Here is a 23,200-nt window from a genome sequence, read left to right on the forward strand (position 1 = left end):
GTCGGCGCGGGCGTGGACCCCGCGGCGACCGGGCAGTGGACCATGCCGTTCATGGACCCGGCGGCGGACGCGCCGGCGGCGATGCCGTACGGCGGCGTCGCCGAGCACGGTGGCCCCGCGGGGCACGGCGGTGCCGCGGACCATGGCGGTGCCGCGGGCCACGGCGGTGCCGGTGACAAGGACAGCGACGGACCGGACACCGTGGAGTGGCCGGTCGCGGGCGCGGCGGGCGCGGGCGCGGGCCGGTGGACGATCCCCACCGCCGGTGACGAGGTGCTGGAGGAGTCCGGCGAGTACCTGGTCGGCGACGACCGACAGGGCCCGCACGGCGGTTACCCGGTGTACGAGGCCCCCGACCAGGCCCAGCAGCCGCAGCAGGCCCAGCAGCCCCCGGCCGACGTCCCGCAGGCCACCGGCCACTGGAACTTCAACGCCGGGCTCGGCGCGCCGGCGGGCGGCGCGGCGGACGCGGTGGCCGGGCCGGACGGGACGTCCGGTGACGGCGGCGAGGCCGGCGGCGCGGGGGAGGTCCTTCCGCAGCACGTCGGTCCGTACCACGTGGGACCGCATCCCGCCGCGCAGGGCATGGCGCCGTCGGGCGCGCCCGGCATGAGCGACGCGCCCGGTGCGCCCGGTGCCGCGGTGCAGTGGCCGCTGCCGGGTGACCTGCACACCCCGCACCCCGGTTTCCCGGGCCACGCACCCACGCCCCACGGCGTGCCCCCGGTCCAGGGCGAGCAGTGGCCGAGCCCCGGCCAGAGCACCCAACCCCCGTCGTACCAGAGCCTGTTCAGCACGCCGGGCGGCGGCGGCATCGCGGACGGCATCGCACTGGCCGACGCCCTCGTCTCCGGCAGCAGGACCACCCCGAAGCCGCTCCCTCAGGCCGCACAGGCGGAGGAGGAGCCGGCGGAGGGTACGCAGACTGCCGAGCCGGTGACTGAGCCGGCGTCCGAGCCGGTGACCGCGTCGGCGCCCGAGGCCGTGCCCGAGCCGGCGACCGAGGCCGTGCCCGAGCCGGAGCCTGCCGAAGAGCCGCAGGCTCCGGAGGCGAGCGTCTCCGAGGCGGTCGACCGCGAGGTGCCGGAGGCCGCCGAGGAGGCAGCACCCGTTGCCGAGCCCGAGGTTGAGGCCAAGGTCGAGGCCGAGGCCGAGGCGCCGGCGGAGCCCGCCGAGCCCAACTCCCCGGCGGAGCAAGCCGAGTCCACCGCCGAGAGCGCGGACACCGACACGGCTGCCGACACCGGTACCGACACGGACGTCAGCACGGACGCCGTCGCCGACGCGGAAGCGGAAGCCGGTACGGACGCCGACGACAACGCCGACGCGCCCGCGGTCCACGAAGCAACGGCGCCGGAGGCCCCCGCCCCCGAGGAGCCCGAGGAGCCTGAAGAGGCGTCCACCGCGCCCACAGCGTCCACCGCGCCCACCGCTTCCGAAGCTCCCGAGGAGCCTGAGGAGTCCGACGAGGCCGACGAAGCCGACGAGGCCGAGGGATCCGCAGAGGCGCCCGCCGCTGCCCCCGTCGACCCCGCCCCGCACGCCGACCTCGAGCATCCCCGCGCCTCGTACGTCCTCGCGGTGAACGGCGTCGACCGCCCGGTCACGGACGCCTGGATCGGCGAGTCGCTGCTCTACGTGCTGCGCGAGCGGCTCGGCCTCGCGGGGGCCAAGGACGGCTGCTCCCAGGGCGAGTGCGGGGCCTGCTCGGTACAGGTCGACGGCCGCCTCGTGGCGTCCTGCCTGGTGCCCGCCGCGACCACGGCCGGCAGCGAGGTCCGTACGGTCGAGGGCCTGGCCAAGGACGGCACGCCGTCCGACGTGCAGCGCGCGCTCGCCGCCTCCGGCGCGGTGCAGTGCGGCTTCTGCGTACCGGGCATGGCCATGACCGTGCACGACCTCCTGGAGGGCAACCACGCCCCCACCGAGCTGCAGGCCCGCCAGGCGCTGTGCGGCAACCTCTGCCGCTGCTCGGGGTACCGCGGCGTCCTGGACGCCGTGCAGGAGGTCGCCCGTTCCCGTGCCGAGGCCGCCCAGGCCGCCGCCGAGGACCGCGACCAGGAGCACGGCCGGCCGCACGGCCAGGCACAGGGCCAGGGCCTGGACCAGGGCCGGGCTCCGGACCAGGGACACGACCAGCACGATCCGGTCGCCCGCATCCCGCATCAGGCAGGCCCGGCCGACCCGGCCGCGTACGCCACGGAGCCGCACGCCGACGAGCCGTCCTACGGCCACACGGACCCCGCAGGTCACACGGACCCCGCAGGCCACGCCGATCCCGAAGGCCAGTACTCCGAAGGCCAGTACTCCGAAGGCCAGTACCCCGACGGCCAGTACCCCGAGGGTGCCTACTCCGACGATCCGCACGCCGACGGCACCCACCCCGAGGGCGGCGCCCCCGCCCCCGACCAGTACGCGGCTCCCGACCAGTACGCCACGCCCGACCAGTACGCAGCCCCCGAATACCCCGCCGATCCGTACGGCGGTGACCCCTACGGCGGCGAGCCGCAGGGTGCCGCGCCGGACCCGTACGGCGTCACGCCGGACCCGTACGGCGCGGCCCCGGGCCCGTACGCCGAGCCCGCCTACAACGGTGACCCGTACGCCGGCCACGACTCGTACGGCCGCGACGCCCTCGCCGAGCACGGCTCCTACGGCCAGGACGCCCTCGCCGGGCACCACGACTCGTACGGCCGCGACGCCCTTGGCGAGCACGACTCGTACGGGCGGGACGCGCTGATCGAGGACCTGGGGGACCTGGACCTCGGTGCGCAGCCCGACCCGCACCCCGACCCCCACTCGCACCACCAGCCACACCACCCCCACCACCCGAACACCCAGGGCCCGGGGGCCGACCCGCAATCGGGAGGCCGCGCATGACCGGCACGCACGAGGGCGCCGGCTCCGTCACCGTCAGCCCCGCGCCCGGCAGCGCCCCGGCCGCCGAGGCCGAGCCGCTGCCGCACGGCCTGGGCGTCTCGCTGGCGTCCGCCGACGCCCCCGCCAAGACCCAGGGCACCTTCCCGTACGCGGCCGACCTGTGGGCCGAGGGCCTGCTGTGGGCCGCGATCCTGCGGTCCCCGCACCCCCGTGCCCGCATCCTGTCGATCGACACCAAGCAGGCCGCCGAGATGCCGGGTGTACGGGCCGTCGTCACGCACGCGGACGTCCCCGGGGACGCCGGGCACGGGCGCGGCACGCCCGACCGGCCGGTCTTCGCCAAGGACGAGGTGCGTCACCACGGCGAGCCGATCGCCGCGATCGCCGCCGACCACCCCGACACGGCCCGGCTCGCGGCCGCCGCCATCGCCGTCGAGTACGAGGTGCTGGAGCCGGTCACCGATCCTCAACTCGCCTTCGAGGCCGAGCCGTTGCACCCGGACGGCAACCTCGTACGGCACATCCCGCTGCGCTTCGGCGACCCGGAGGCGGCCGGTGAGGTCGTCGTCGAGGGGCTGTACCGGATCGGGCGCCAGGACCCGGCGCCGATCGGCGCCGAGGCCGGGCTCGCCGTGCCCCGCCCCGACGGCGGCGTGGAGATCTACACCGCGGCGACCGACCCGCACACCGACCGCGACCTCGCCGCCGCCTGCTTCGGACTGCCGCAGGACAAGGTCAAGGTCGTGGTGACGGGCGTGCCCGGCGCGACCGCGGACCGTGAGGACCCGGGCATCCAACTCCCGCTGGGTCTGCTGGCGTTGCGCACCGGCTGCCCGGTCAAGCTCGCCGCCACCCGCGAGGAGTCCTTCCTCTCGCACGCCCACCGGCACCCGACCATCCTCCGTTACCGGCACCACGCCGACGCCGGGGGCAAGTTGGTGAAGGTCGAGGCGCAGATCCTGATGGACGCGGGCGCGTACGCCGACACCTCGGCCGACGCGCTGGCCGCCGCCGTCTCCTTCGCCTGCGGCCCGTACGTCGTGCCGCACGCCTTCGTGGAGGGCTGGGCGGTGCGGACGAACAACCCGCCCGCCGGTCACCTGCGCGGCGAGGGCGCGATGCAGGTGTGTGCCGCGTACGAGGGCCAGATGGACAAGCTGGCGGCGAAGCTGGGCCTGGACCCGGCCGAGCTCCGGCTGCGCAACGTCATGGCCACCGGCGACATCCTGCCCACCTCACAGACCGTCACCTGCCCGGCCCCGGTCGCCGAACTCCTCCGTGCCGTACAGGAGGCCCCCCTCCCCGACCTGCCGAAGGACGCGCCGCAGGAGGAGTGGCTGCTGCCGGGCGGGCCGGAGGGCGCGGGCGACCCGTCCGCGGTGCGGCGCGGCGTCGGGTACGGCGTCGGCATGGTCCACATGCTCGGCGCGGAGGGCTCGGACGAGGTCTCCACGGCGACGGTCAAGGTCAACGGTTCGGTCGCGACGGTCATCTGCGCCGCGGTCGAGACCGGCTCCGGCTTCTCCACCCTCGCCCGCCAGATCGTCCAGGAGACCCTGGGCGTCGAAGAGGTACACGTCGCGGCGGTCGACACCGACCAGCCCCCGGCCGGCCCCGCCTGCCACAGCCGCCACACCTGGGTCTCGGGCGGAGCGGTGGAACGCGCCGCGAAAATGGTCCGCACCCAACTCCTCCAACCCCTCGCCCACAAGTTCGGCATGTCCACCGAGCTCCTCCAGATCACCGACGGCAAGATCACCTCGTACGACGGCGTACTGAGCACCACCGTCGCCGAGGCGCTGGACGGCAAGGAGCTGTGGGCCACGGCCCAGTGCCGGCCGCACCCCACCGAGCCGCTGGACGAGACCGGCCAGGGCGACGCGTTCGTCGGCCTCGCCTTCTGCGCGATCCGCTGTGTCGCCGATGTCGACATCGAGCTCGGCACCATCCGCGTCGTCGAGATGTCCGTCGCCCAGGACGTCGGCCAGGTCCTGAACCCGGCGCAGCTCCGCGCGCGCATCGAGGCGGGCGTCACGCAGGGGCTGGGCGCGGCCCTCATGGAGAACCTCCGCACCACCCGTGGCCTCGTCCGCCACCCCGACCTGACCGGCTACCCCCTCCCGACCGCCCTCGACGCCCCCGACATCCGCATCGTCAAGCTCGTCGAGGAACGCGACGTGGTCGCCCCCTTCGGCGCCAAGCCGGTCTCCGCGGCCCCCGTGGTCGCCGCCCCGGCCGCCGTGGCCTCCGCCGTCCGCGCCGCCACGGGCCGCCCCATAGGCCGCCTCCCCATCCGCCCCCAGGCAGCGGCCCTCACCCCCCTGACCTGAGCGCCGAGGCCCGACGCGGAGCGCCTAGCCGGCCTCCGCGTCGTCCTCCGCGGCGGCCTTGCCCTCGGGGGGCGTCTCCTCGACCGCCGGATGACGCGGATCCTCCCCGATGGCCTCCCGCGCCACCTCCACCTCACGCCGATCCTTCTCCGGCCTCTCCAGATCCTCCTCGTCGACTCCCTCGACGGCATCGGTACTGGACCCACCGGGCCCATACGTCTCACCCATCACACATTTCCTTCCGGCCGACACATGACCCCTCAGCCAGTGGGTACCGCGCCGCGCCCAGAAACATGTCCGAGACCCGCGTTAGTGATCAATTAATGATCCATTAGTAGGGCCGGGCAGTGTGGTGATCGTCCACGGAAGTGCTTCGGAGGAGCGAGGATATGCGCAAGAAGCTCAGCAAGGCAGCTGTCATCCTGGCCGGTGTGGCGGCGGCCACCACGATCAGCATGGGTGCGGCGCAGGCAGCGGATGAATACCGTGGCTTTCCCACCCAGCAGGCGTGCATGGACAAGGGTGCGGCGCTGACGGACAACGGTCACACGGCCGGCTACATGTGCAGCCCCCAGAGTGATGGCTGGCTGCTCGAAGTGGGCAACGACTGAAAACCCTGCGTTCTTCTGGTGCCCATCGGGCCCCGAGAAGGAGGGCGGCACCCTTGCGCGGTGCCGCCCTCTCTCTTTGCCTGGTCAGGCAATAGAGGCCGTGGCGGGAATTGAACCCGCGTAACTCGCTTTGCAGGCGAGCCCCTGAGCCACTCGGGCACACGGCCAAGGTGAAGCGATGTCTTGACTGTAGGCCGGGGGGTGGGGGAGGGGGCAAGGGTTCGGGGCGGGGTGCCATGTGGTCGTCATGCGGGGCAACACGGCGCAACGTGGGGCAACACGGTGTTCATGTGGTGGGGGGTTCGCCGGTGCGGAGGAAGGCCTCGACCAGGGAGTGGAAGCGGTCCGGGTCGTCGACCCAGGGGTAGTGGCCGACCAGGTGGAGAGGGCGGAGGTGGGCGTCGGGGAAGGAGGCGGCGACCAGTTCGCCGGCGCGCATGCCGGAGAGGGCGTCGCGGTCGCCGGTGATGACCAGGACCGGGCAGGGGACCTCTCGGAGGGCGGTCAGCAGGGTCTCGCGCGTGCGGTCGTCGACGGCCTGCCAGAAGCCGGCGCGGGGGACGGGGTTGAGCTGGGCGCCCTCGGTGGCGGCGTGGGCGCGCTGGGGGTCGTCCCAGTGGGCGTACGCCAAGGGCGCGGCGCGCTGGAGGAGTTCGCGTACCTCGTCCATGTCGCCGGTCTCCGCGAGGCGCTGGACGGCGACGGAGGCGTCGGGCCACCACTCCTCGTGGTCGCGGGACTCGAAGATCTGCCGGGCGTCGTCGGGGAGTTCGCCCTGCAGCCGGGAGCCGGGGCAGACGAGGACCAGGCGGGTCAGGCGGTCGGGGTGGGCGGCCGCGTACGCCTGCGCGGTGGCCGCCGCGGCGCTGTGCGCGAGCAGGGCGAAGCGCTCCAGGCCGAGGTGGGCGCGGAGCGCCTCCAAGTCCTCGGCGAGCCGGGGGAAGGCGTACGCGGCGGGGTCCTCGGCGGCCGGGGAGTCACCGGTGCCGCGGCTGTCCGGGACGATCAGCTGCCGGTCGGTGTCGAGGCCGCCCAGGTCGCCGAGGTAGCCGGCGTCGCGCGCGGGGCCGCCGGCCAGGCAGACCAGCGGCGGGAGCCCGGACTCGGCCTCCTCCGGGCCGAGCACGCGGTAGTGCAGTTCGGTGCCGTCGTACGAGCGGTAGCGGTGCGAGCGTGAGCGGGGCATGGACGTGGACATGGGGGAAGTGTGCCGGATTGGGTGGCCGGTACCGGCGTGTCTAGGTCCAGCGGCGGAGGGGAATTCGGGCGAATGACAGGGGCGTAATAGGGGCGTGGGTCTTACCGTGGCGGGATGACCACCGCCGAATCGCGCGACAGTCGGGATAGTCGCGACAGTGACCTCGCCGCTGCTGATGCCCCGTCAGCCGCGCCTGTACCCGCAGACGGCCCCACCGATGGCCCCGCAGGCCGCCCCGAAGGTGGCGTGCTCGGGCGTGCGTACCGGGCACTCACCCTCGGCATCATCTCCGTCGTGTCGCTGATCGCGTTCGAGGCGAGTGCGGTGAACACGGCGATGCCGGTGGCCGCGCGGGCGCTGGACGGGATCGAGCTGTACGCGTTCGCCTTCTCCGCGTACTTCACGGCGAGCCTGTTCTCGATGGCGTTGTCGGGTGCGTGGTGCGACCGGAACGGGCCGCTCGTGCCGCTGTTCAGCGGCATCTTCACCTTCGGGGGCGGGCTGGTGCTGGCGGGCGCGGCGCCGACGATGTGGTTGTTCGTGGCGGGGCGCGCGGTGCAGGGGCTGGGCGGCGGGCTGGTGATCGTCGCGCTGTACGTGGTCGTGAGCCGGGCGTACCCGGAGCGGCTGCGGCCGGCCGTGCTCGCGTCGTTCTCGGCGGCCTGGGTGCTGCCGGTGATCGTCGGGCCGGTGGTCTCGGGCACGGTCACCGAGCACCTGGGGTGGCGCTGGGTCTTCCTCTCCATACCGGTACTCGTGCTGCTGCCGCTCGCCGTCATGCTCCCGGCCCTGCGCAAGCTGCCCCGCACGGGGGGTGGCGCGGCGCCGCTCGACCGCCGCCGCATCCTGCTCGCGCTCGCCGTCGCCGCCGGTGCCGGGCTGCTCCAGTACGCCGGACAGGACCTGCGGCCGCTCGCGCTGCTGCCCGCCGCCGCCGGGCTGGCGCTGCTCGTCCCCACGGTGCTGCGGCTGCTCCCGAAGGGCACGTTCCGGGCGGCGCGCGGGCTGCCCTCCGTCGTCCTCATCCGCGGGCTCGCGGCGGGCGCGCTGCTCGCCGCGGAGAGCTTCGTGCCGCTGATGCTGGTGACCCAGCGGGGGCTGAGCCCGACGCTGGCCGGGCTCTCGCTCACCGGCGGCGGGCTGACCTGGGCGCTCGGCTCGTACACGCAGAGCCGCCCGCGCTGGGAGCCGTACCGCGAGCGCCTGATGGGCGTCGGCATGCTCCTGATGGCCCTGGCCGTCGCCCTCGTGCCGCTGGCGCTCATCGAGGCGGTCCCGGCGGCCGTCGTCGCGCTCGCCTGGATCATCGCCGGGTTCGGCATGGGGCTCACGATCTCCAGCGGCAGCGTGCTGCTGCTCGAGCTCTCGCCGCCCGAGGACGCGGGCCGCAACTCCGCCTCCCTCCAGGTCTCCGACGCGCTGGGCAACATCACCTTCGTCGGCGTCAGCGGCATCCTCTTCATCGGCTTCGGCGGCGGCGCGGTCACCGCGGCCCACCCCGGCGCGCACGCCGGAGCGTCCGGCGCCGCGCATCCGGCCGCCTTCGCCGCCGTCTTCGCCGCGATGTCCCTGGTCGCGCTGGTGGGCGCGTACGTGGCGACCCGGCTGCGGCCCGCCCCGGCGGACGGACGAGCGGTGTGAGCTGGGTCGCACCCGCACCGGCCCCCGGCCGGAAATCCGCGACGGCCCGGATCTCACGGGTACGCTGACGCGGTTGACGATCGCCGAGCCAGCCGACGGAGACCGTGAGTACTACCACCAGCGCCATGAACAACCAGCACCTGTCCCCGGCCTTCCCGGGACGGGCCCCCTGGGGTACCGCGAACAAGCTGCGCGCCTGGCAGCAGGGCGCGATGGACAGGTACATCGAGACCCAGCCGCGGGACTTCCTCGCGGTCGCGACGCCGGGCGCGGGCAAGACCACCTTCGCGCTCACCCTCGCCTCGTGGCTGCTGCACCACCACGTCGTGCAGCAGGTGACCGTGGTGGCGCCCACCGAGCACCTGAAGAAGCAGTGGGCGGAGGCGGCCGCCCGGGTGGGCATCAAGCTGGACCCCGAGTACAGCGCCGGGCCGCTGGGCCGCGAGTACCACGGCGTCGCCGTGACGTACGCGGGCGTGGGCGTCCGGCCGATGCTGCACCGCAACCGCGTCGAGCAGCGCAAGACGCTCGTCATCCTCGACGAGATCCACCACGCCGGCGACTCCAGGTCGTGGGGCGAGGCGTGCCAGGAGGCGTTCGAGCCGGCGACCCGGCGGCTCGCGCTGACCGGTACGCCCTTCCGGTCGGACACCAACCCGATCCCCTTCGTGACGTACGAGGAGGGGAACGACGGCATCCGGCGCAGCTCGGCGGACTACACGTACGGCTACGGGAACGCGCTGGCCGACGGCGTTGTCCGGCCCGTCATCTTCATGTCCTACAGCGGCAACATGCGCTGGCGGACCAAGGCCGGTGACGAGATCGCCGCGCGGCTCGGCGAGCCGATGACCAAGGACGCCGTCTCCCAGGCGTGGCGCACCGCGCTGGACCCGCGCGGCGAGTGGATGCCGAACGTGCTGCGCGCCGCGGACCAGCGCCTCACGGAAGTACGGAAGTCCATCCCGGACGCGGGCGCGCTCGTGATCGCCTCGGACCAGGAGCAGGCGCGCGCGTACGCGAAGCTGATCCGGGAGATAACGGGGAACAAGGCGACGCTCGTCCTCTCCGACGACACCGGCGCCTCGCAGCGCATCGACGACTTCGCGCACTCCGACGACCGCTGGATGGTCGCGGTCCGGATGGTGTCCGAGGGCGTCGACGTGCCGCGCCTCGCGGTCGGCGTGTACGCCACGACGATCTCGACGCCGCTGTTCTTCGCGCAGGCCGTGGGCCGTTTCGTGCGGTCGAGGCGGCGCGGCGAGACGGCCTCGGTCTTCCTGCCGACCGTGCCGATGCTGCTCGGCTTCGCGAACGAGATGGAGGTCGAGCGCGACCACGTGCTCGACAAGCCGAAGAAGGACAGCGAGGACGACCCGTACGCCGAGTCCGAGAAGGAGATGGACGAGGCGAACAAGGAGCAGGACGAGGACACCGGCGAGCAGGAGCAGTTCTCCTTCGAGGCGCTGGAGTCCGACGCGGTCTTCGACCGGGTGCTCTACAACAGCGCCGAGTTCGGCATGCAGGCGCACGCGGGGAGTGAAGAGGAGCAGGACTACCTCGGCATCCCCGGGCTGCTGGAGCCGGACCAGGTGCAGATGCTGCTGCAGAAGCGGCAGGCCCGGCAGATCGCGCACAGCAAGAAGAAGCCCGCCGACGAGGCGGATCTGCTGGAACTGCCGGCCGAGCGGCGCCCCGTGGTCACGCACAAGGAGCTGCTGGAGCTGCGGAAGCAGCTGAACACGCTGGTCGGCGCGTACGTGCACCAGAGCGGAAAGCCGCACGGGGTGATCCACAACGAGCTGCGCCGGGTGTGCGGCGGACCGCCGAGCGCGGAGGCCACCGCCGGGCAGCTCCGCGAGCGGATCAAGAAGGTCCAGGAGTGGGCCACGCGGATGCGCTGAGTCTGCGAGCTGAGCGTCCGCGGAGTGTGCGGAGAGGGCGGTCCCCGAGCGGGGGCCGCCCTCTCTGCAGGTGGCATTGAGTGCCGTCACCACAGGATCAATAGGGATAGAGCGGTCAGCTGCGACCGGATTCTGGACGGACTCTTCCGCTGACCGGACTGGATCGCTACTGTCCCCGTCACGAACACGCCCCGTGGCAGCGCCGCCGCGGAGCGCAGCCGGTTCCGCCAACCGGCGGCCTCGTCAGCGCTGCCGTGGGACCGGCAGCGCGACCTCCCCCTAGAGCCGCCACTCACCCGAGGAGGGGGCGTCGTGACCGCGGAGACCTCCCAGACGCTCGACCGAGGACTGCGTGTCCTCAAGCTGCTCGCCGATACCGACCACGGCCTGACCGTCACCGAGCTCTCCAACAAGCTCGGCGTCAACAGGACCGTCGTCTACCGGCTGCTGGCCACCCTGGAACAGCACGCGCTGGTCCGCCGCGACATCGGCGGCCGGGCCAGGGTGGGCCTGGGCGTACTGCGCCTGGGCCGCCAGGTGCACCCCCTGGTCCGCGAGGCCGCGCTGCCCGCGCTGCGCTCGCTGGCCGAGGATCTCGGTGCCACCGCCCACCTCACGCTCGTCGACGGCACCGAGGCGCTGGCCGTCGCCGTCGTCGAGCCGACCTGGACGGACTACCACGTGGCGTACCGGGCCGGGTTCCGGCACCCGCTGGACCGCGGGGCCGCGGGCCGCGCCATCCTGGCCGCCCGGCAGGGCTGCACGGAGGGCGACGGGCTCGCGCTGACCCACGGCGAGCTGGAGGCCGGCGCGAGCGGCGCCGCGGCGCCGCTGCACGGGGTGAGCGGCATCGAGGGCAGCGTCGGCGTGGTGCTGCTCGCGGATGTCGTACCGGAGCGGGTCGGCACCCGCGTCGTCGAGGCGGCCAAGGAGGTCGCGGAGGCGCTGCAGTGACCGTGCGCGGGGGCCGGCGGCCCCCGCGCGTGCCGCGGTGAGATCTTCGGTACGGGGGTCATCTAGGGTGGCGGGGTGTCTTCTCGCGCCCGCGCCCTGGCGGTCTGCTCCGCCCTCGTCATCGCGCTCCTCGCCGTCGCCGCCTTCGTACCGCTGCCGTTCTCGGTCGCCTATCCGGGGCCGGCCGCGAACGTGCTCGGCAAGCACAAGGGCGAGCCGGTCATCACCGTGCACGGCGCCAAGGCCAGGAAGACCAGCGGCGAGCTGCGGATGACGGCCATCGTCGCCACCGGGCCCCAGGTCTCGGCGCACCTGACGGACGTGCTCAAGGGCTGGTTCCGCCGCGACGAGGCCGTGATGCCGCGCGACGCGGTCTACCCGGTCGGCGACAACACCGAAGAGGTCGCGAAGCACAACGCCGCGCAGATGAAGCAGTCGCAGGACGCCGCGGTCGAGGCGGCGCTGCGCTCTCTGCACCGCTCCCCGAAGGACGTGCGGGTCGACCTGAAGCTGGCGGACGTGGGCGGGCCGAGCGCCGGCCTGATGTTCACGCTGGGGATCATCGACACGATCGACGGGGACGGCGCGGGCCACGACCTGACCGGCGGCCGGTCCATCGCCGGTACCGGCACGATCACCGCCGACGGCAAGGTCGGCCCGGTCGGCGGCGTGGCGCTGAAGACGCAGGCCGCGCACCGCGAGGGCGCGAAGTACTTCCTCGTGCCGCGCGCCGAGTGCTCCGACGCCCGCGCCGAGCTGTCGAAGGACATGCGGCTGATCCCGGTCACCACGCTGACCGGCGCGGTGGATGCCCTGAAGGCGCTGAACTCCGGCGGCAGGGTGCCCAGCTGCTGACGCGCCGGGCACCCGGACTCGGCCGGCGGCCGCTCAGCCCGTCCCCTCCTTGATGAAGCCCTCCTGCACCAGCCAGTCCTTGGCGACCTCGTGCGGGTCCTCGCCGGTCACGTCCACCATGCCGTTGAGCCGCTGTGCCGTCTTGTTGTTCAGCGCCTTGGTGATCGGCGCGAGCACGTCGGCGATGGCCGGGTACTTCTTCATCGTCGGCGCGTACATCTGCGGCGCCGCGTTGTAGTTCGGGAAGAAGTGCCGGTCGTCCGCGAGCGTCTTCAGGCCCATCGCCTGGATGCGTCCGTCGGTCGTGTAGACCTCGCCGAAGGTGCAGGTGCCGCCCTTCTTGACCTGGGTGTAGATGACCCCGGCCGACATCCGCTTGACGTTCCCCGACGGGATCTTCAGGCCGTACTTCTTGACCATGCCGGGCAGCCCGTCGTTACGGGTCGCGAACTCGTTCTCCACGCACAGCGTGACCGCGTCCGGATTCCGCTTCAGCAGCCCGGCCAGGTCCGAGAGGGTGGAGACGCCGTACTTCTTCTGGTCGGCGGGCTGCAGCGCCAGCGCATAGGTGTTGTTCAGCTCCGAGTACGGCAGCCAGACCAGGTTCTTCTTCTTGTCGGCGGCCCGCACCGCCTCCCACTGCTTGCGCTCGTCGGGGATGGGCTCGGTGTTGCCGAGGTAGGTGATCCAGCTCGTGCCCGTGTACTCGTACGAGCCGTCGGCCGTGCCGGACGTCACCGCCTCACGGGCGCCGATCGAGCCCTGGATGTTGGTCTTGTCCACGACCGTGGCGCCGGCCGCCTTCAGCGCCAGGCCCATGATCTGGCCGAGCACGATCTGCTCGGTGAACTCCTTGGACGTCACGGTCAGCTCCGCGCCCTTCAGCGGCTGCCCCTCATAGCCCGCGTCCTTGCCGGGCTTGACCTCGTCCGTCATCGGGCTGCCGCTGACCAGGCCGCAGCCGCCCAGCGCGAGTGTCGCGAGGAGCGCTCCGGCCGCCGCGAGGGCGGTGCTCCGGTACGTACGCCGGTTCCCCATCAGGTCGTCCCCTCCAGGCCGCGCGGCCGCATCAGCAGTTCGGCGAGCGATGCCAGCCAGTCGACCAGCAGAGCGAGCACGATGGTCAGTACGGAACCCAGGACCAGCACCGGCATGCGCTGGGTTACGATGCCCGCCGAGATCAGGTCGCCCAGGCCCCCGCCGCCGCCGAACGTGGCGAGCGTGGCGGTGCCCACGTTCAGTACCAGCGCGTTGCGCACGCCGGCCAGGATCAGCGGTACGGCCAGCGGCAGTTCGACCTTGGTGAGCACGCCCAGCGGTGACATGCCGACGCCCCGGGCGGCCTCGGTGAGGGTGGGGTCGATGGCCTGCAGCCCGGCGATGGTGTTGGCCAGTACGGGCAGCACGGCGTAGACGATCATGCCGATGATCGCGGCCTTGGGGCCGACGCCGAGCCAGATGACCAGCAGCACCAGCAGGCCGAGGGCCGGGATGGCCTGGCCGAGGTTGGCCAGCGCCATCGCCGCCGGGGTCGCCCTGCGCAGCTTCGCGCGGGTCAGCGCGATGCCCAGCGGGATCGCGATGATCAGTACGAAGAAGGTGGAGACCGCGGTCAGCCAGATGTGCTGGCGCAGCGCCATCCACACCTTGCCGTCGTCGACCGCCTGGTGGGCGATGGAGTCCAGGTGCGCGCCGCGGAACCACAGCCAGGTGGCGAGCAGCGCGGCGAGCAGGACGGCCGGCAGGAAGGTGGCCTTCTGCCAGGTGATGCGGTTCGGCTGCCGCGGGGGCGGCGGAGGCGGCTCCTCCTCGCGCTCGCCGCCGCGCACCTCGTCCCGGAACGCCAGCCCCATGACCTCGTGCTCGCCCGGCGGCCGGGTGTCCCGCGGGCCCCGCTCCTCGCGCGGGCTCATGCCGAGGCCCCGTGGGCGCTGTCGGTGCCCTCCTGCTCCCGGCGGGTCTGCTGGGAACGCTGTTCCTCCAGCTCGTGCCGGTGCTCGATGGCGTCCAGCCGGTCCGCGTCCAGCAGCTCGTGGACGTTGTTCATCAGCGTCGCCATGTCGACGACGCCGGTGTACTCGCCGCGCCGCCCGGTGACCGCGACCCGGCCCGCGTTGTCGGTGAGTACCGCCTCCAGCGCGTCCCGCAGCGTGGCGTCCCGGGTGACCGTGTCGTGCACCAGCGTGCCGGCCCGTGCGAGCGAGCCCTTGGCCAGCGTGAGGTCGCCGCGGCGCAGCCACTTGTACGGCCGGTTGTGCCGGTCCAGCAGCAGCAGTTCGTTGCTGGCGCCGTCGCGCAGCTTGTCGAAGATGGACTGCAGCGGGTCCTCGATGGTGGCGGTGGGGAAGTCGACGATCTCCACGTCGCGGACCCGGGTGAGGTTCAGGCGTTTGAGCGCGGCGCCCGCGCCCACGAAGCCGGACACGAAGTCGTCGGTGGGGTTGGTGAGGATGGCCTCGGGGGTGTCGAACTGGGCGATGTGCGAGCGCTCGCGCAGTACGGCGATCCGGTCGCCGAGCTTGATGGCCTCGTCGAAGTCGTGGGTGACGAAGACGATCGTCTTGTGCAGCTCGTGCTGGAGCCGGATCAGCTCGTCCTGGAGGTGGTCGCGGGTGATCGGGTCGACGGCGCCGAACGGCTCGTCCATCAGGAGGACGGGCGGGTCGGCGGCGAGCGCGCGGGCCACGCCGACGCGCTGCTGCTGGCCGCCGGAGAGCTGGCGGGGATAGCGGCCGTGGAACTCGCGGGGGTCCAGGCCGACCAGGTCCAGCATCTCCTCGACCCGGTTCTTGATCTTCGACCGGGACCAGCCGACCATCTTCGGCACCAGCGCGATGTTCTGGGCGACCGTCATGTGCGGGAAGAGCCCGGAGGACTGGATCGCGTACCCGACCTTGCGGCGCAGCCGTACCGGGTCCATGTCGGTGACGTCCTCGTCGCCGATCCTGATGCGGCCCGAGGTGGGCTCGATCAGCCGGTTGATCATCTTCAGCGTGGTGGACTTGCCGCACCCGGAGGGCCCGACGAGGATCACGATCTCGCCGGCCTTGATGTCCATGGTGACGTCGTCCACCGCCGGGACCGCGCTGCCCGGATAGCGCTTGGTGAGGTCTTCCAGCTGGATGGCGGCGCCCGTTGTGGTCTGCTCAGGCACGGATCCCCCTCGGGATGGTCAGGCGTCCGATGAGGACGTAGGCGGCGTCGAAGAGGAGCGCGAGGACCACGATGCCCAGGGTCCCCGCGAGAACCTGGTTCAGCGCGTTGGCACTGCCCAGGGAGGCGATGCCGCGGAAGATCTCGTTGCCGAGGCCGGGACCCGAGGCGAACGCGGCGATGGCGGCGATGCCCATCAGCATCTGAGTGGCGACCCGGATGCCGGTCAGGATGGGCGGCCAGGCGAGCGGCAGTTCGACCTTGAACAGCCGGGCGACCCGGGACATGCCGATGCCCTTCGCCGCGTCGACCAGCGTGGGGTCCACCCCGCGCAGGCCGACGACGGCGTTCCGGACGATCGGCAGCAGCCCGTACAGGGTGAGGGCGACGACCGTGGGCGCGACGCCCAGGCCGACGATGGGGATGAGCAGGCCGATCATGGCCAGCGAGGGGATGGTCAGGATCGTCGCCGTCGCCGTGGTGGCGAGGTTGCCGACCCACTCGCTGCGGTAGGTGAGGACGCCGATGAGCACCCCGATGAGGGTGGCGAGGACCATGCACTGGAACACCGCGCTGGCGTGCTGATACGTGTCGATCAGCAGCTGGGTGTGCCGGCCGGCGACGTACTCCCAGAAGCTCACTCGGGGTCTCCTCGGTCAGTCCCCCGACGCCTGTTGCACCAGGGGGATGATGCGCAGCCGGACCGGATTTTCCATGACAATCGCAGTCGAGGCACGCATGATGCCATCAAAACCGACAACCCGGTCGATGACACGTTGCAGATCGGCGTTGGAACGTGCAACCAATCTGCAGAGCATGTCCCCATGTCCAGTCGTTGTATGCAGCTCAAGCACCTCAGGGACGGTTGCCAAATGGTTACGGACGTCCGCGCCTTGGCCCTGTTTGATCTCCAAAGTGGCGAAAGCGGTCACCGGATAGCCCAGCGCCGCCGGGTCCACGTCGGGTCCGAAGCCGCGGATCACTCCATTGGACTGCAGCCGATCCAGCCGCGCCTGCACCGTGCCGCGCGCGACGCCGAGCCGGCGGGACGCCTCCAGTACGCCGATCCGCGGCTCCTCCGCGAGCAGTTCGATGAGCCGGCCGTCCAGATGATCGATCGCCATAGGGCCCCTTCCGGTGGTCATGCTGTACAGATCGCCCGAGAGTACTGGTCGGTCGCTGATCAATATGTGCAGACGAAACGCAAACTGTTGCGCACCTTGTGGATCAGAGGGAATCTGCGGCCATGACTGAGACCATCGATCATTCACCCGGTACGGCAGCGCAGGCGGACCCCTTCCCGGTGAAGGGGATGGACGCCGTCGTCTTCGCCGTCGGCAACGCCAAGCAGGCCGCGCACTACTACTCCACGGCCTTCGGCATGAAGCGCGTCGCGTACTCGGGCCCGGAGAACGGCAGCCGCGAGACCGCCTCCTACGTCCTGGAGTCCGGCGGCGCCCGCTTCGTCTTCACCTCCGTCATCAAGCCGTCGACGGAGTGGGGCCGCTTCCTCGCCGACCATGTCGCGGCCCACGGCGACGGCGTGATCGACCTGGCCATCGAGGTCCCCGACGCCCGCGCCGCGTACGCCTACGCGGTCGAGCACGGCGCCACGGGCCTGGAAGAGCCGTACGAGGCCAAGGACGAGCACGGCACGGTCGTGCGCGCGGTCATCGCGACGTACGGGAAGACCCGGCACACCCTGGTCGAGCGGTCCGGCTACGAGGGCCCGTACCTGCCGGGCTTCGTCGCCGTCGCCCCGGTCGTCGAGCCTCCGGCGAAACGGTTCTTCCAGGCCATCGACCACTGCGTGGGCAACGTCGAGCTCGGCAGGATGAACGAGTGGGTGGCCTTCTACAACAAGGTCATGGGCTTCACGAACATGAAGGAGTTCGTCGGCGACGACATCGCCACCGAGTACTCCGCGCTGATGTCCAAGGTCGTCGCGGACGGCACCCTGAAGGTCAAGTTCCCGATCAACGAGCCCGCGATCGCGAAGAAGAAGTCGCAGATCGACGAGTATCTGGAGTTCTACGGCGGCGCCGGCGTCCAGCACATCGCGCTCGCCACCAACGACATCGTCGCCACCGTGCGGGCGATGCGCGCGGCCGGCGTCGAATTCCTGGACACCCCCGACTCGTACTACGACACCCTCGGCGAGTGGGCGGGCGAGACCCGGGTCCCCGTGGAGACGCTGCGCGAGCTGAAGATCCTCGTCGACCGCGACGAGGACGGGTACCTCCTGCAGATCTTCACCAAGCCGGTCCAGGACCGCCCGACCGTCTTCTTCGAGATGATCGAGCGGCACGGCTCGATGGGCTTCGGCAAGGGCAACTTCAAGGCCCTCTTCGAGGCGATCGAGCGCGAGCAAGAGCGGCGCGGGAATCTGTAAGCGCACAGCCGGGCCCGGGCATCCCGCCCGGGCCCGGAACGGCCCCGGATTCTCGGCGGAAACCGGGGCCGTGATCTTCCGTGTACGGCGCACGAATGCCAAGGTGGCGCCATGGACCTCATCGCACAGCTGCGCGCCGGACTTCCCGAAGAGGCGGTCCTCACCGACCCCGACGTCACCGGCTCCTACGCCAACGACATGGCCAGCTTCTGTGAAGCCGGCACGCCCGCCGTCGTCGTACTGCCGCGCACCGTCGAGCAGGTCCAGCACGTCATGCGCACCGCCACCGCGCTGCGCGTCCCGGTCGTCCCGCAGGGCTCCCGCACCGGCCTCTCGGGCGCCGCCAACGCCTCCGACGGCTGCATCGTGCTCTCGCTGACCAAGATGGACCGGATCCTGGAGATCAACCCCGTCGACCGGATCGCGGTCGTCGAGCCCGGCGTCATCAACGCCACCCTCTCCCGCGCCGTGAACGAGCACGGCCTGTACTACCCGCCGGACCCCTCCAGCTGGGAGATGTGCTCCATCGGCGGCAACATCGGCACCGCGTCCGGCGGCCTGTGCTGCGTGAAGTACGGCGTCACCGCCGAGTACGTGCTCGGCCTGGACGTCGTGCTCGCCGACGGCCGGCTGCTGCAGACCGGCCGCCGCACCGCCAAGGGCGTGGCCGGCTACGACCTCACCCGGCTCTTCGTCGGCTCCGAGGGCAGTCTCGGCGTCGTCGTGCGCGCCGTCCTCTCGCTCCGGCCCGAGCCGCCGCAGCAGCTCGCGCTGGCGGCGGAGTTCCCCTCCACGGACGCCGCGTGCGCGGCCGTCTGCGAGATCATGGCCCGCGGCCACGCCCCCTCGCTGCTGGAGCTGATGGACCGTACGAGCATCCGCGCGGTCAACGCCATGGCCAACATGGGCCTGCCGGACTCCACCGAGGCGCTGCTCCTCGCGGCCTTCGACAGCCCGGACCCGTCGGCCGACCTGGCCGCCGTCGGCGCGCTGTGCGAGGCGGCGGGCGCCACCGAGGTCGTGCCCGCCGAGACCGCCGCCGAGTCCGACCTGCTGCTGCAGGCCCGCCGGCTCACCCTCACCGCGCTCGAAGCGGTGAAGACGGCCACCATGATCGACGACGTCTGCGTACCCCGCTCCCGGCTCGCCGACCTGCTCAACGGCTGCGCCGCCATCGCCGAGAAGTACGACCTGACCATCGGCGTCTGCGCGCACGCGGGCGACGGCAACACCCACCCCACCGTCTGCTTCGACGCGGCCGACCCCGACGAGTCCCGGCGGGCCCGCGAATCCTTCGACGAGATCATGGGACTCGGCCTGGAGCTGGGCGGCACGATCACCGGCGAACACGGCGTCGGCATACTGAAGAAGGACTGGCTGGCCCGCGAACTGGGCCCGGTCTCCCTGGAATTGCACCGCGGCATCAAGCAGGTCTTCGACCCGCACGGCCTGTTGAACCCGGGAAAGGTCTTCTGATCGAGACCTTCTGATCAAATCGCCCTGACCAAGGGCTTATTGTCCTTGCATGGACTCGGCTCTGATGTGGACGGCTCTCGTCATCCTCGTTTTCGTTCTCGCCATATCCCTTCCGGACGGCCGGAACCGGCGGCTGGAACGGCGGCTGCGGGAGCTCGACCGCAAGCTCGACCTGCTCCTCGCCCACCAGGGCATCAGCGACGAGCGGCCCGGCATGACCGAAGTGGATGAACTCGTCCGGCGCGGCGAGAAGGTCAAGGCCATCAAGGTCTACCGGCAACTGACCGGCGCGGGCCTGGTCGAGGCCAAGGAAGCGGTCGAGCGGCGCCATCCCTGAGGCCGCTGTCCGGCCGCGCCGCTCCGGCGTGTTGCCGTGTGGCCCGGCGGGCCCCGCGGGCGGAGGATGGGCGCGAGGACCGGCCACCGCCGGAACAGCCCGACGCAGGGAGCGAGAGCGCCGATGGCACAGACCGCAGAACCCGCAGCGAACAGCAGGGAGTACGACGTCGTGGTGCTGGGCGCGGGCCCGGTCGGCGAGAACGTCGCCGACCGCGCGCACGCACTCGGCCTGAGCGCCGTCATCGTGGAGAACGAGCTGGTCGGCGGCGAATGCTCGTACTGGGCGTGCATGCCGTCCAAGGCGCTGCTGCGGCCGGTCACGGCGCGCGCCGACGCCCGCCGGGTGCCCGGCCTGCAGGACGCGGTGGCCGGGCCGCTCGACGCCCGCGCCGTGTTCGCCCACCGCGACGCCTTCACCTCGCACTGGAAGGACGACGGCCAGGTCGAGTGGCTGGACTCGGCCGGCATCGACCTCGTACGCGGCCGGGGCCGGCTGGCCGGGCCCCGACGGGTGACCGTCGAGGGCGGCCCGGAGCTCACCGCCCGGCACGCCGTCGTGGTCTGCACGGGCAGCCGCGCGGCGCTCCCCGGCCTGCCGGGCCTGGACACCGCCAAGCCCTGGACCAGCCGCGAGGCCACCAGCGCGCAGTCGGTGCCGGAGCGGCTCGCGGTGGTGGGCGGCGGTGTGGTCGCCGTGGAGATGGCGACCGCCTTCCAGGCGCTGGGCTCCCGGATCACGATGCTCGTACGGGGACCGGCGCTGCTGGAGCGCATGGAGCCGTTCGCCGGTGAGCTGGTCGCCGAGGCGCTGAAGGAGGGCGGCGCCGACCTCCGCCTGAACACCTCCGTCGAAGAGGTCCACCGCCCCGGCGCCGACGGCCCGGTCACCCTCACCCTCGACGGCGGCGACCGCGTCGAGGCGGACGAGGTGCTCTTCGCCACCGGACGCGCGCCGCGCACCGACGACCTCGGCCTGGAGACGGTGGGCCTGGAGCCCGGCGGCTGGCTGGAGGTGGACGACAGCTGCCGCGTGACGGCAGTCGACGAGGGCTGGCTGTACGCGGTCGGCGACGTCAACCACCGCGCCCTCCTCACTCACCAGGGCAAGTACCAGGCCCGTATCGCGGGCGCGGCCATCGCGGCCCGCGTCCAAGGGACGTCGCTGGACACTGCCTCCTGGGGCGCGCACGCGGCGACCGCCGACACCGCCGCCGTCCCGCAGGTGGTCTTCACCGACCCCGAGGCGGCCTCGGTCGGGCTGACCGCGCAGGAGGCCGAGCGCGCGGGCCACCGCGTCCGCAGCGTCGACTTCGACCTGGGCGGCGTGGCGGGCGCGAGCCTGTACGCGGACGGGTACCGCGGCCGCGCCCGCATGGTCGTCGACCTGGACCGCGAGGTGCTGCTCGGCGTCACCTTCGTCGGCCCGGGCATCGGCGAACTGCTGCACTCCGCGACGGTCGCCGTGGCCGGCGAGGTCCCGATCTCCCGGCTCTGGCACGCCGTCCCCGCCTATCCGACGATCAGCGAGGTGTGGCTGCGGCTGCTGGAGACCTACCGCGGCTGAGCGCCCTCAGGACACGTCGAGGTCGCCGTCCATGGCGGAGGCCAGCCGCAGGTACGGGGCGGCCTCGGCAGGGCGGCCCTGGCGCTGGAGAGTACGCCCGAGCATCAGCTGGGCGTAGCTCTCGACCGGGTCCCGCTCCAGGACCGCGCGCAGCTCCGCCTCGGCGCGCCAGAGCTGCGCGGAGTGGTAGTAGGCACGGGCGAGGAGCAGCCGCGGCGCGACCAGCTCGGGCACCTCGTCGACGAGGCCCGCGAGGATGTGCGCCGCGGTGGTGTAGTCCTTGGCGTCGAAGAAGAGTCCCGCACGGTCCCAGCGCTCGGCCGGGGTGCCGTGCGTGTAGTACGTCTCGGTCATGGTGTCGGCAACGCGGCGAAGTCGTTGAACATTCCACTACGCCGCCGGGGGCGGACAGGCACGTGCTACGCGCCGCTCTCCGGCGACTCGTCCGACGGCCACGGGTCGCTCAGCCACAGGTCGTCGCGCGCGGCCGGCGCCAGCAGCTCCCTCAGCCCTTTGTCGATCCCGAGGTGGTCCTCCTCGGTGCCCGGCGGCACCAGCCGCAGCGTGCGCTCCAGCCACGCCGAGACCGCGGTGGCCGGCGCCTCCAGCAGCGCGTCGCCGTCCGGCGAACTCAGCGCCATGCAGACCAGGCTGCGCCCGTCGAGCTTGGTCGGCCACACCCGCACGTCCCCGTGGCCGCACGGCCGGAAGACGCCCTCCACGAGCAACTCGCGGGCGAACGTCCAGTTGACGGGGGAGTCGGAGCCGATGTGGAAGGCGACGTGGACGGCAAAGGGGTCGTCGGTACGGTAGGTCAGCCGGGCCGGCACCGCGACGCTGCGCTCCGGCGACAGCACCAGACCCAGTTCCAGCTCTCGTTCCACCACGGTGTGCATGAGTCACGCCTCTCTACGTTCCGGTGCGGGCACCCCGTGAACCATCGCCCGCACAGGGATAGAGGCCGTAGCTCCCGGACCATTACGCGACTTCGTACAACTTTTTTCGCACCCCTCTTCCGAGGGGTCCGGCGCCCGGACATACCCGGCGATCACCCCCCGTCTGATAGATGTGGTCGCTGCGTTGCGGCAGACTGCACTAGCCCCACCATCGTCAGCCCCTCCACCGGCCTGAACACAGATACGGGATTTTGGACATGAGCGCGCCTTCGTCAGGATCCGCCGGCGGCAGCCCCACGCCTGGGTACTACCCGGATCCGTCCATCCCCGGCTACATCCGGTACTGGAACGGCGCCGCCTGGGTGCCCGGCACCAGCCGACCGGCGCCCGCCGAGGGCGAGGCGATGCCGGCCCCGCCGGCGGGTGCCGCGGCCGAGCCGGCCCCGGCAGCGCCGTCCGACGCCGGGCAGCCGTCCGCCGCCGAGGAGACCGGCCCGGTCTTCTTCGACGAGGAGGAGGACTCCGGGCAGGTCGACGGCCCGCCCGCGCAGGGCGACGCGCTCGCGGTCCGCGACCGCGGCGAGGTGGACGTGGCGTCCGCCGCCACCACGTGGGACGACCCGCAGCGGCTGCACGGCACGAGCCCCGACTCGGGCGCCTCCTGGCAGGCCGACGCCTCCCGGCAGGCCGGTTTCGGCGGCGAGCAGGACCGGCGGGTGTCCTGGGGCTCGGTCCCGCCGCAGCGCGAGGGCGCGGCCCCGGGCGCGCCGGCCGAGGCCGAGCCGTGGGGCGACGCATCGCAGGGAGACGGCGCCGCAGCCGCGCAGGAAGGTTCCGGTCAGGACCGTGCGGAGGCTTCCCAGCAGGGTGTTTCCGCGGAGACCGACGCCCGCGCCGAGGGCACCATGGCCATCCGCGCGGTCGGCCCCGGCACGCCCGGCGCCGACGGCGGCACGATGGCGATCCGGGTCGACCGCGGCGGCGCGCAGCCCGGCCGCGACCGGTCCGCG

General features: G+C 72.5%; 20 protein-coding genes, 1 tRNA gene and 1 pseudogene. 12 read left to right on the forward strand and 10 right to left on the reverse strand.

All coding sequences use genetic code 11. From position 1 onward, the window contains the following. Positions 1–1,320: 1,320 nt before the first annotated feature. Together ABT381_RS35910 and ABT381_RS27040 are read left to right on the forward strand one after the other, a co-directional pair. A pseudogene (locus ABT381_RS35910) lies at positions 1,321–2,232 on the forward strand ((2Fe-2S)-binding protein); the annotation flags it as partial. 644 nt (positions 2,233–2,876) lie between these two features. Further along, entirely contained in the window at positions 2,877–5,210 is a 2,334-nt protein-coding gene (locus ABT381_RS27040) for a xanthine dehydrogenase family protein molybdopterin-binding subunit (protein WP_351599174.1), read from the forward strand. A gap of 24 nt (positions 5,211–5,234) precedes the next feature. On the opposite strand, the gene ABT381_RS27045 is transcribed toward ABT381_RS27040, so the two are convergent. Continuing rightward, positions 5,235–5,438, reverse strand: a complete 204-nt coding sequence (locus ABT381_RS27045; RefSeq protein WP_351599175.1) for a hypothetical protein — start codon at positions 5,436–5,438, stop codon at positions 5,235–5,237. A gap of 161 nt (positions 5,439–5,599) precedes the next feature. Here ABT381_RS27045 and ABT381_RS27050 point away from each other — a divergent pair, with 161 nt between their 5' ends. Further along, positions 5,600–5,821, forward strand: coding sequence for a hypothetical protein (locus tag ABT381_RS27050; protein ID WP_351599176.1), 222 nt, complete (start codon positions 5,600–5,602; stop codon positions 5,819–5,821). A gap of 95 nt (positions 5,822–5,916) precedes the next feature. Here the strand turns inward: ABT381_RS27050 and ABT381_RS27055 are convergent. Together ABT381_RS27055 and ABT381_RS27060 are read right to left on the reverse strand one after the other, a co-directional pair. Beyond that, positions 5,917–5,988, reverse strand: a tRNA-Cys gene (locus ABT381_RS27055). A 119-nt stretch (positions 5,989–6,107) separates the two neighbouring features. After that, on the reverse strand, positions 6,108–7,019 hold the full coding sequence (locus ABT381_RS27060) for an alpha/beta fold hydrolase (RefSeq protein WP_351599177.1): 912 nt from the start codon (positions 7,017–7,019) through the stop codon (positions 6,108–6,110). Between the two features lie 114 nt (positions 7,020–7,133). On the opposite strand from ABT381_RS27060, the gene ABT381_RS27065 reads away from it, so the two are divergent. The 4 genes from ABT381_RS27065 to ABT381_RS27080 all read left to right on the forward strand — a co-directional run bounded on the left by ABT381_RS27065 (position 7,134) and on the right by ABT381_RS27080 (position 12,370). Beyond that, a complete protein-coding gene (locus ABT381_RS27065) occupies positions 7,134–8,660 on the forward strand; it encodes an MFS transporter (RefSeq protein WP_351599178.1) in 1,527 nt (508 codons plus the stop codon). Positions 8,661–8,785: 125 nt separating this feature from the next. Beyond that, positions 8,786–10,561 carry a DEAD/DEAH box helicase gene (locus ABT381_RS27070; protein ID WP_351599194.1) on the forward strand — a complete coding sequence of 592 codons (1,776 nt, stop codon included), beginning with the start codon at positions 8,786–8,788 and terminating at the stop codon, positions 10,559–10,561. A 312-nt stretch (positions 10,562–10,873) separates the two neighbouring features. Then, a complete protein-coding gene (locus ABT381_RS27075) occupies positions 10,874–11,515 on the forward strand; it encodes an IclR family transcriptional regulator (RefSeq protein ID WP_351599179.1) in 642 nt (213 codons plus the stop codon). A 75-nt stretch (positions 11,516–11,590) separates the two neighbouring features. Then, a complete protein-coding gene (locus tag ABT381_RS27080) occupies positions 11,591–12,370 on the forward strand; it encodes a YlbL family protein (protein WP_351599180.1) in 780 nt (259 codons plus the stop codon). Between the two features lie 33 nt (positions 12,371–12,403). Here the strand turns inward: ABT381_RS27080 and ABT381_RS27085 are convergent, their stop codons facing one another. The 5 genes from ABT381_RS27085 to ABT381_RS27105 are packed head-to-tail and all read right to left on the reverse strand — an operon-like array spanning position 12,404 to position 16,647. Then, positions 12,404–13,408 carry a glycine betaine ABC transporter substrate-binding protein gene (locus ABT381_RS27085; RefSeq protein ID WP_351599181.1) on the reverse strand — a complete coding sequence of 335 codons (1,005 nt, stop codon included), beginning with the start codon at positions 13,406–13,408 and terminating at the stop codon, positions 12,404–12,406. After that, the gene (locus tag ABT381_RS27090; RefSeq protein ID WP_351599182.1) at positions 13,408–14,283 is read right to left on the reverse strand and encodes an ABC transporter permease; all 876 of its coding nucleotides are present in this window, start codon (positions 14,281–14,283) and stop codon (positions 13,408–13,410) included. Before ABT381_RS27090 ends, ABT381_RS27085 begins: the two co-directional genes overlap by 1 nt. Continuing rightward, complete coding sequence (locus ABT381_RS27095; RefSeq protein ID WP_351599183.1) at positions 14,280–15,524, reverse strand: ABC transporter ATP-binding protein; 1,245 nt, start codon at positions 15,522–15,524, stop codon at positions 14,280–14,282. Before ABT381_RS27095 ends, ABT381_RS27090 begins: the two co-directional genes overlap by 4 nt. Further along, positions 15,517–16,164 (reverse strand): ABC transporter permease, encoded by a 648-nt coding sequence (locus ABT381_RS27100; protein ID WP_351599184.1) that lies wholly within the window; start codon positions 16,162–16,164, stop codon positions 15,517–15,519. The genes ABT381_RS27095 and ABT381_RS27100 overlap by 8 nt, the downstream gene beginning before the upstream one ends. A gap of 15 nt (positions 16,165–16,179) precedes the next feature. Further along, a complete protein-coding gene (locus ABT381_RS27105) occupies positions 16,180–16,647 on the reverse strand; it encodes an Lrp/AsnC family transcriptional regulator (protein ID WP_351599185.1) in 468 nt (155 codons plus the stop codon). 122 nt (positions 16,648–16,769) lie between these two features. On the opposite strand from ABT381_RS27105, the gene hppD reads away from it, so the two are divergent. The 4 genes from hppD to ABT381_RS27125 all read left to right on the forward strand — a co-directional run bounded on the left by hppD (position 16,770) and on the right by ABT381_RS27125 (position 21,294). Continuing rightward, complete coding sequence (gene hppD, locus ABT381_RS27110; RefSeq protein WP_351599186.1) at positions 16,770–17,915, forward strand: 4-hydroxyphenylpyruvate dioxygenase; 1,146 nt, start codon at positions 16,770–16,772, stop codon at positions 17,913–17,915. Positions 17,916–18,026: 111 nt separating this feature from the next. Next, positions 18,027–19,391, forward strand: coding sequence for an FAD-binding oxidoreductase (locus ABT381_RS27115; RefSeq protein ID WP_351599187.1), 1,365 nt, complete (start codon positions 18,027–18,029; stop codon positions 19,389–19,391). A gap of 49 nt (positions 19,392–19,440) precedes the next feature. Then, positions 19,441–19,728 carry a ribosomal protein L7/L12 gene (locus ABT381_RS27120; protein ID WP_351599188.1) on the forward strand — a complete coding sequence of 96 codons (288 nt, stop codon included), beginning with the start codon at positions 19,441–19,443 and terminating at the stop codon, positions 19,726–19,728. Positions 19,729–19,851: 123 nt separating this feature from the next. Continuing rightward, on the forward strand, positions 19,852–21,294 hold the full coding sequence (locus ABT381_RS27125) for a dihydrolipoyl dehydrogenase family protein (RefSeq protein WP_351599189.1): 1,443 nt from the start codon (positions 19,852–19,854) through the stop codon (positions 21,292–21,294). A 6-nt stretch (positions 21,295–21,300) separates the two neighbouring features. Here ABT381_RS27125 and ABT381_RS27130 read toward each other — a convergent pair whose 3' ends face one another. Both ABT381_RS27130 and ABT381_RS27135 read right to left on the reverse strand, forming a co-directional pair. Continuing rightward, positions 21,301–21,648, reverse strand: a complete 348-nt coding sequence (locus ABT381_RS27130) for a tetratricopeptide repeat protein (protein ID WP_351599190.1) — start codon at positions 21,646–21,648, stop codon at positions 21,301–21,303. 65 nt (positions 21,649–21,713) lie between these two features. Further along, on the reverse strand, positions 21,714–22,190 hold the full coding sequence (locus tag ABT381_RS27135) for an SsgA family sporulation/cell division regulator (protein ID WP_351599191.1): 477 nt from the start codon (positions 22,188–22,190) through the stop codon (positions 21,714–21,716). A gap of 257 nt (positions 22,191–22,447) precedes the next feature. Here ABT381_RS27135 and ABT381_RS27140 point away from each other — a divergent pair. After that, a partial coding sequence (locus ABT381_RS27140; RefSeq protein ID WP_351599192.1) for a DUF2510 domain-containing protein occupies positions 22,448–23,200 on the forward strand: 753 nt, incomplete at its 3' end.

It is taken from the genome of Streptomyces sp. NPDC000151 (genome assembly GCF_040301705.1).
Lineage (GTDB): Bacteria > Actinomycetota > Actinomycetes > Streptomycetales > Streptomycetaceae > Streptomyces.

What these genes read in the sequence shown, in the direction of transcription:
- ABT381_RS27040 (WP_351599174.1), top strand. Translation starts at nt 2,877, where the DNA reads ATGACCGGCACGCACGAGGGCGCCGGCTCCGTCACCGTCAGCCCCGCG.
- ABT381_RS27045 (WP_351599175.1), bottom strand. Translation starts at nt 5,438, where the DNA reads ATGGGTGAGACGTATGGGCCCGGTGGGTCCAGTACCGATGCCGTCGAG.
- ABT381_RS27050 (WP_351599176.1), top strand. Translation starts at nt 5,600, where the DNA reads ATGCGCAAGAAGCTCAGCAAGGCAGCTGTCATCCTGGCCGGTGTGGCG.
- ABT381_RS27060 (WP_351599177.1), bottom strand. Translation starts at nt 7,019, where the DNA reads ATGTCCACGTCCATGCCCCGCTCACGCTCGCACCGCTACCGCTCGTAC.
- ABT381_RS27065 (WP_351599178.1), top strand. Translation starts at nt 7,134, where the DNA reads ATGACCACCGCCGAATCGCGCGACAGTCGGGATAGTCGCGACAGTGAC.
- ABT381_RS27070 (WP_351599194.1), top strand. Translation starts at nt 8,786, where the DNA reads ATGAACAACCAGCACCTGTCCCCGGCCTTCCCGGGACGGGCCCCCTGG.
- ABT381_RS27085 (WP_351599181.1), bottom strand. Translation starts at nt 13,408, where the DNA reads ATGGGGAACCGGCGTACGTACCGGAGCACCGCCCTCGCGGCGGCCGGA.
- ABT381_RS27090 (WP_351599182.1), bottom strand. Translation starts at nt 14,283, where the DNA reads ATGAGCCCGCGCGAGGAGCGGGGCCCGCGGGACACCCGGCCGCCGGGC.
- ABT381_RS27105 (WP_351599185.1), bottom strand. Translation starts at nt 16,647, where the DNA reads ATGGCGATCGATCATCTGGACGGCCGGCTCATCGAACTGCTCGCGGAG.
- hppD (WP_351599186.1), top strand. Translation starts at nt 16,770, where the DNA reads ATGACTGAGACCATCGATCATTCACCCGGTACGGCAGCGCAGGCGGAC.
- ABT381_RS27115 (WP_351599187.1), top strand. Translation starts at nt 18,027, where the DNA reads ATGGACCTCATCGCACAGCTGCGCGCCGGACTTCCCGAAGAGGCGGTC.
- ABT381_RS27120 (WP_351599188.1), top strand. Translation starts at nt 19,441, where the DNA reads ATGGACTCGGCTCTGATGTGGACGGCTCTCGTCATCCTCGTTTTCGTT.
- ABT381_RS27125 (WP_351599189.1), top strand. Translation starts at nt 19,852, where the DNA reads ATGGCACAGACCGCAGAACCCGCAGCGAACAGCAGGGAGTACGACGTC.
- ABT381_RS27130 (WP_351599190.1), bottom strand. Translation starts at nt 21,648, where the DNA reads ATGACCGAGACGTACTACACGCACGGCACCCCGGCCGAGCGCTGGGAC.
- ABT381_RS27135 (WP_351599191.1), bottom strand. Translation starts at nt 22,190, where the DNA reads ATGCACACCGTGGTGGAACGAGAGCTGGAACTGGGTCTGGTGCTGTCG.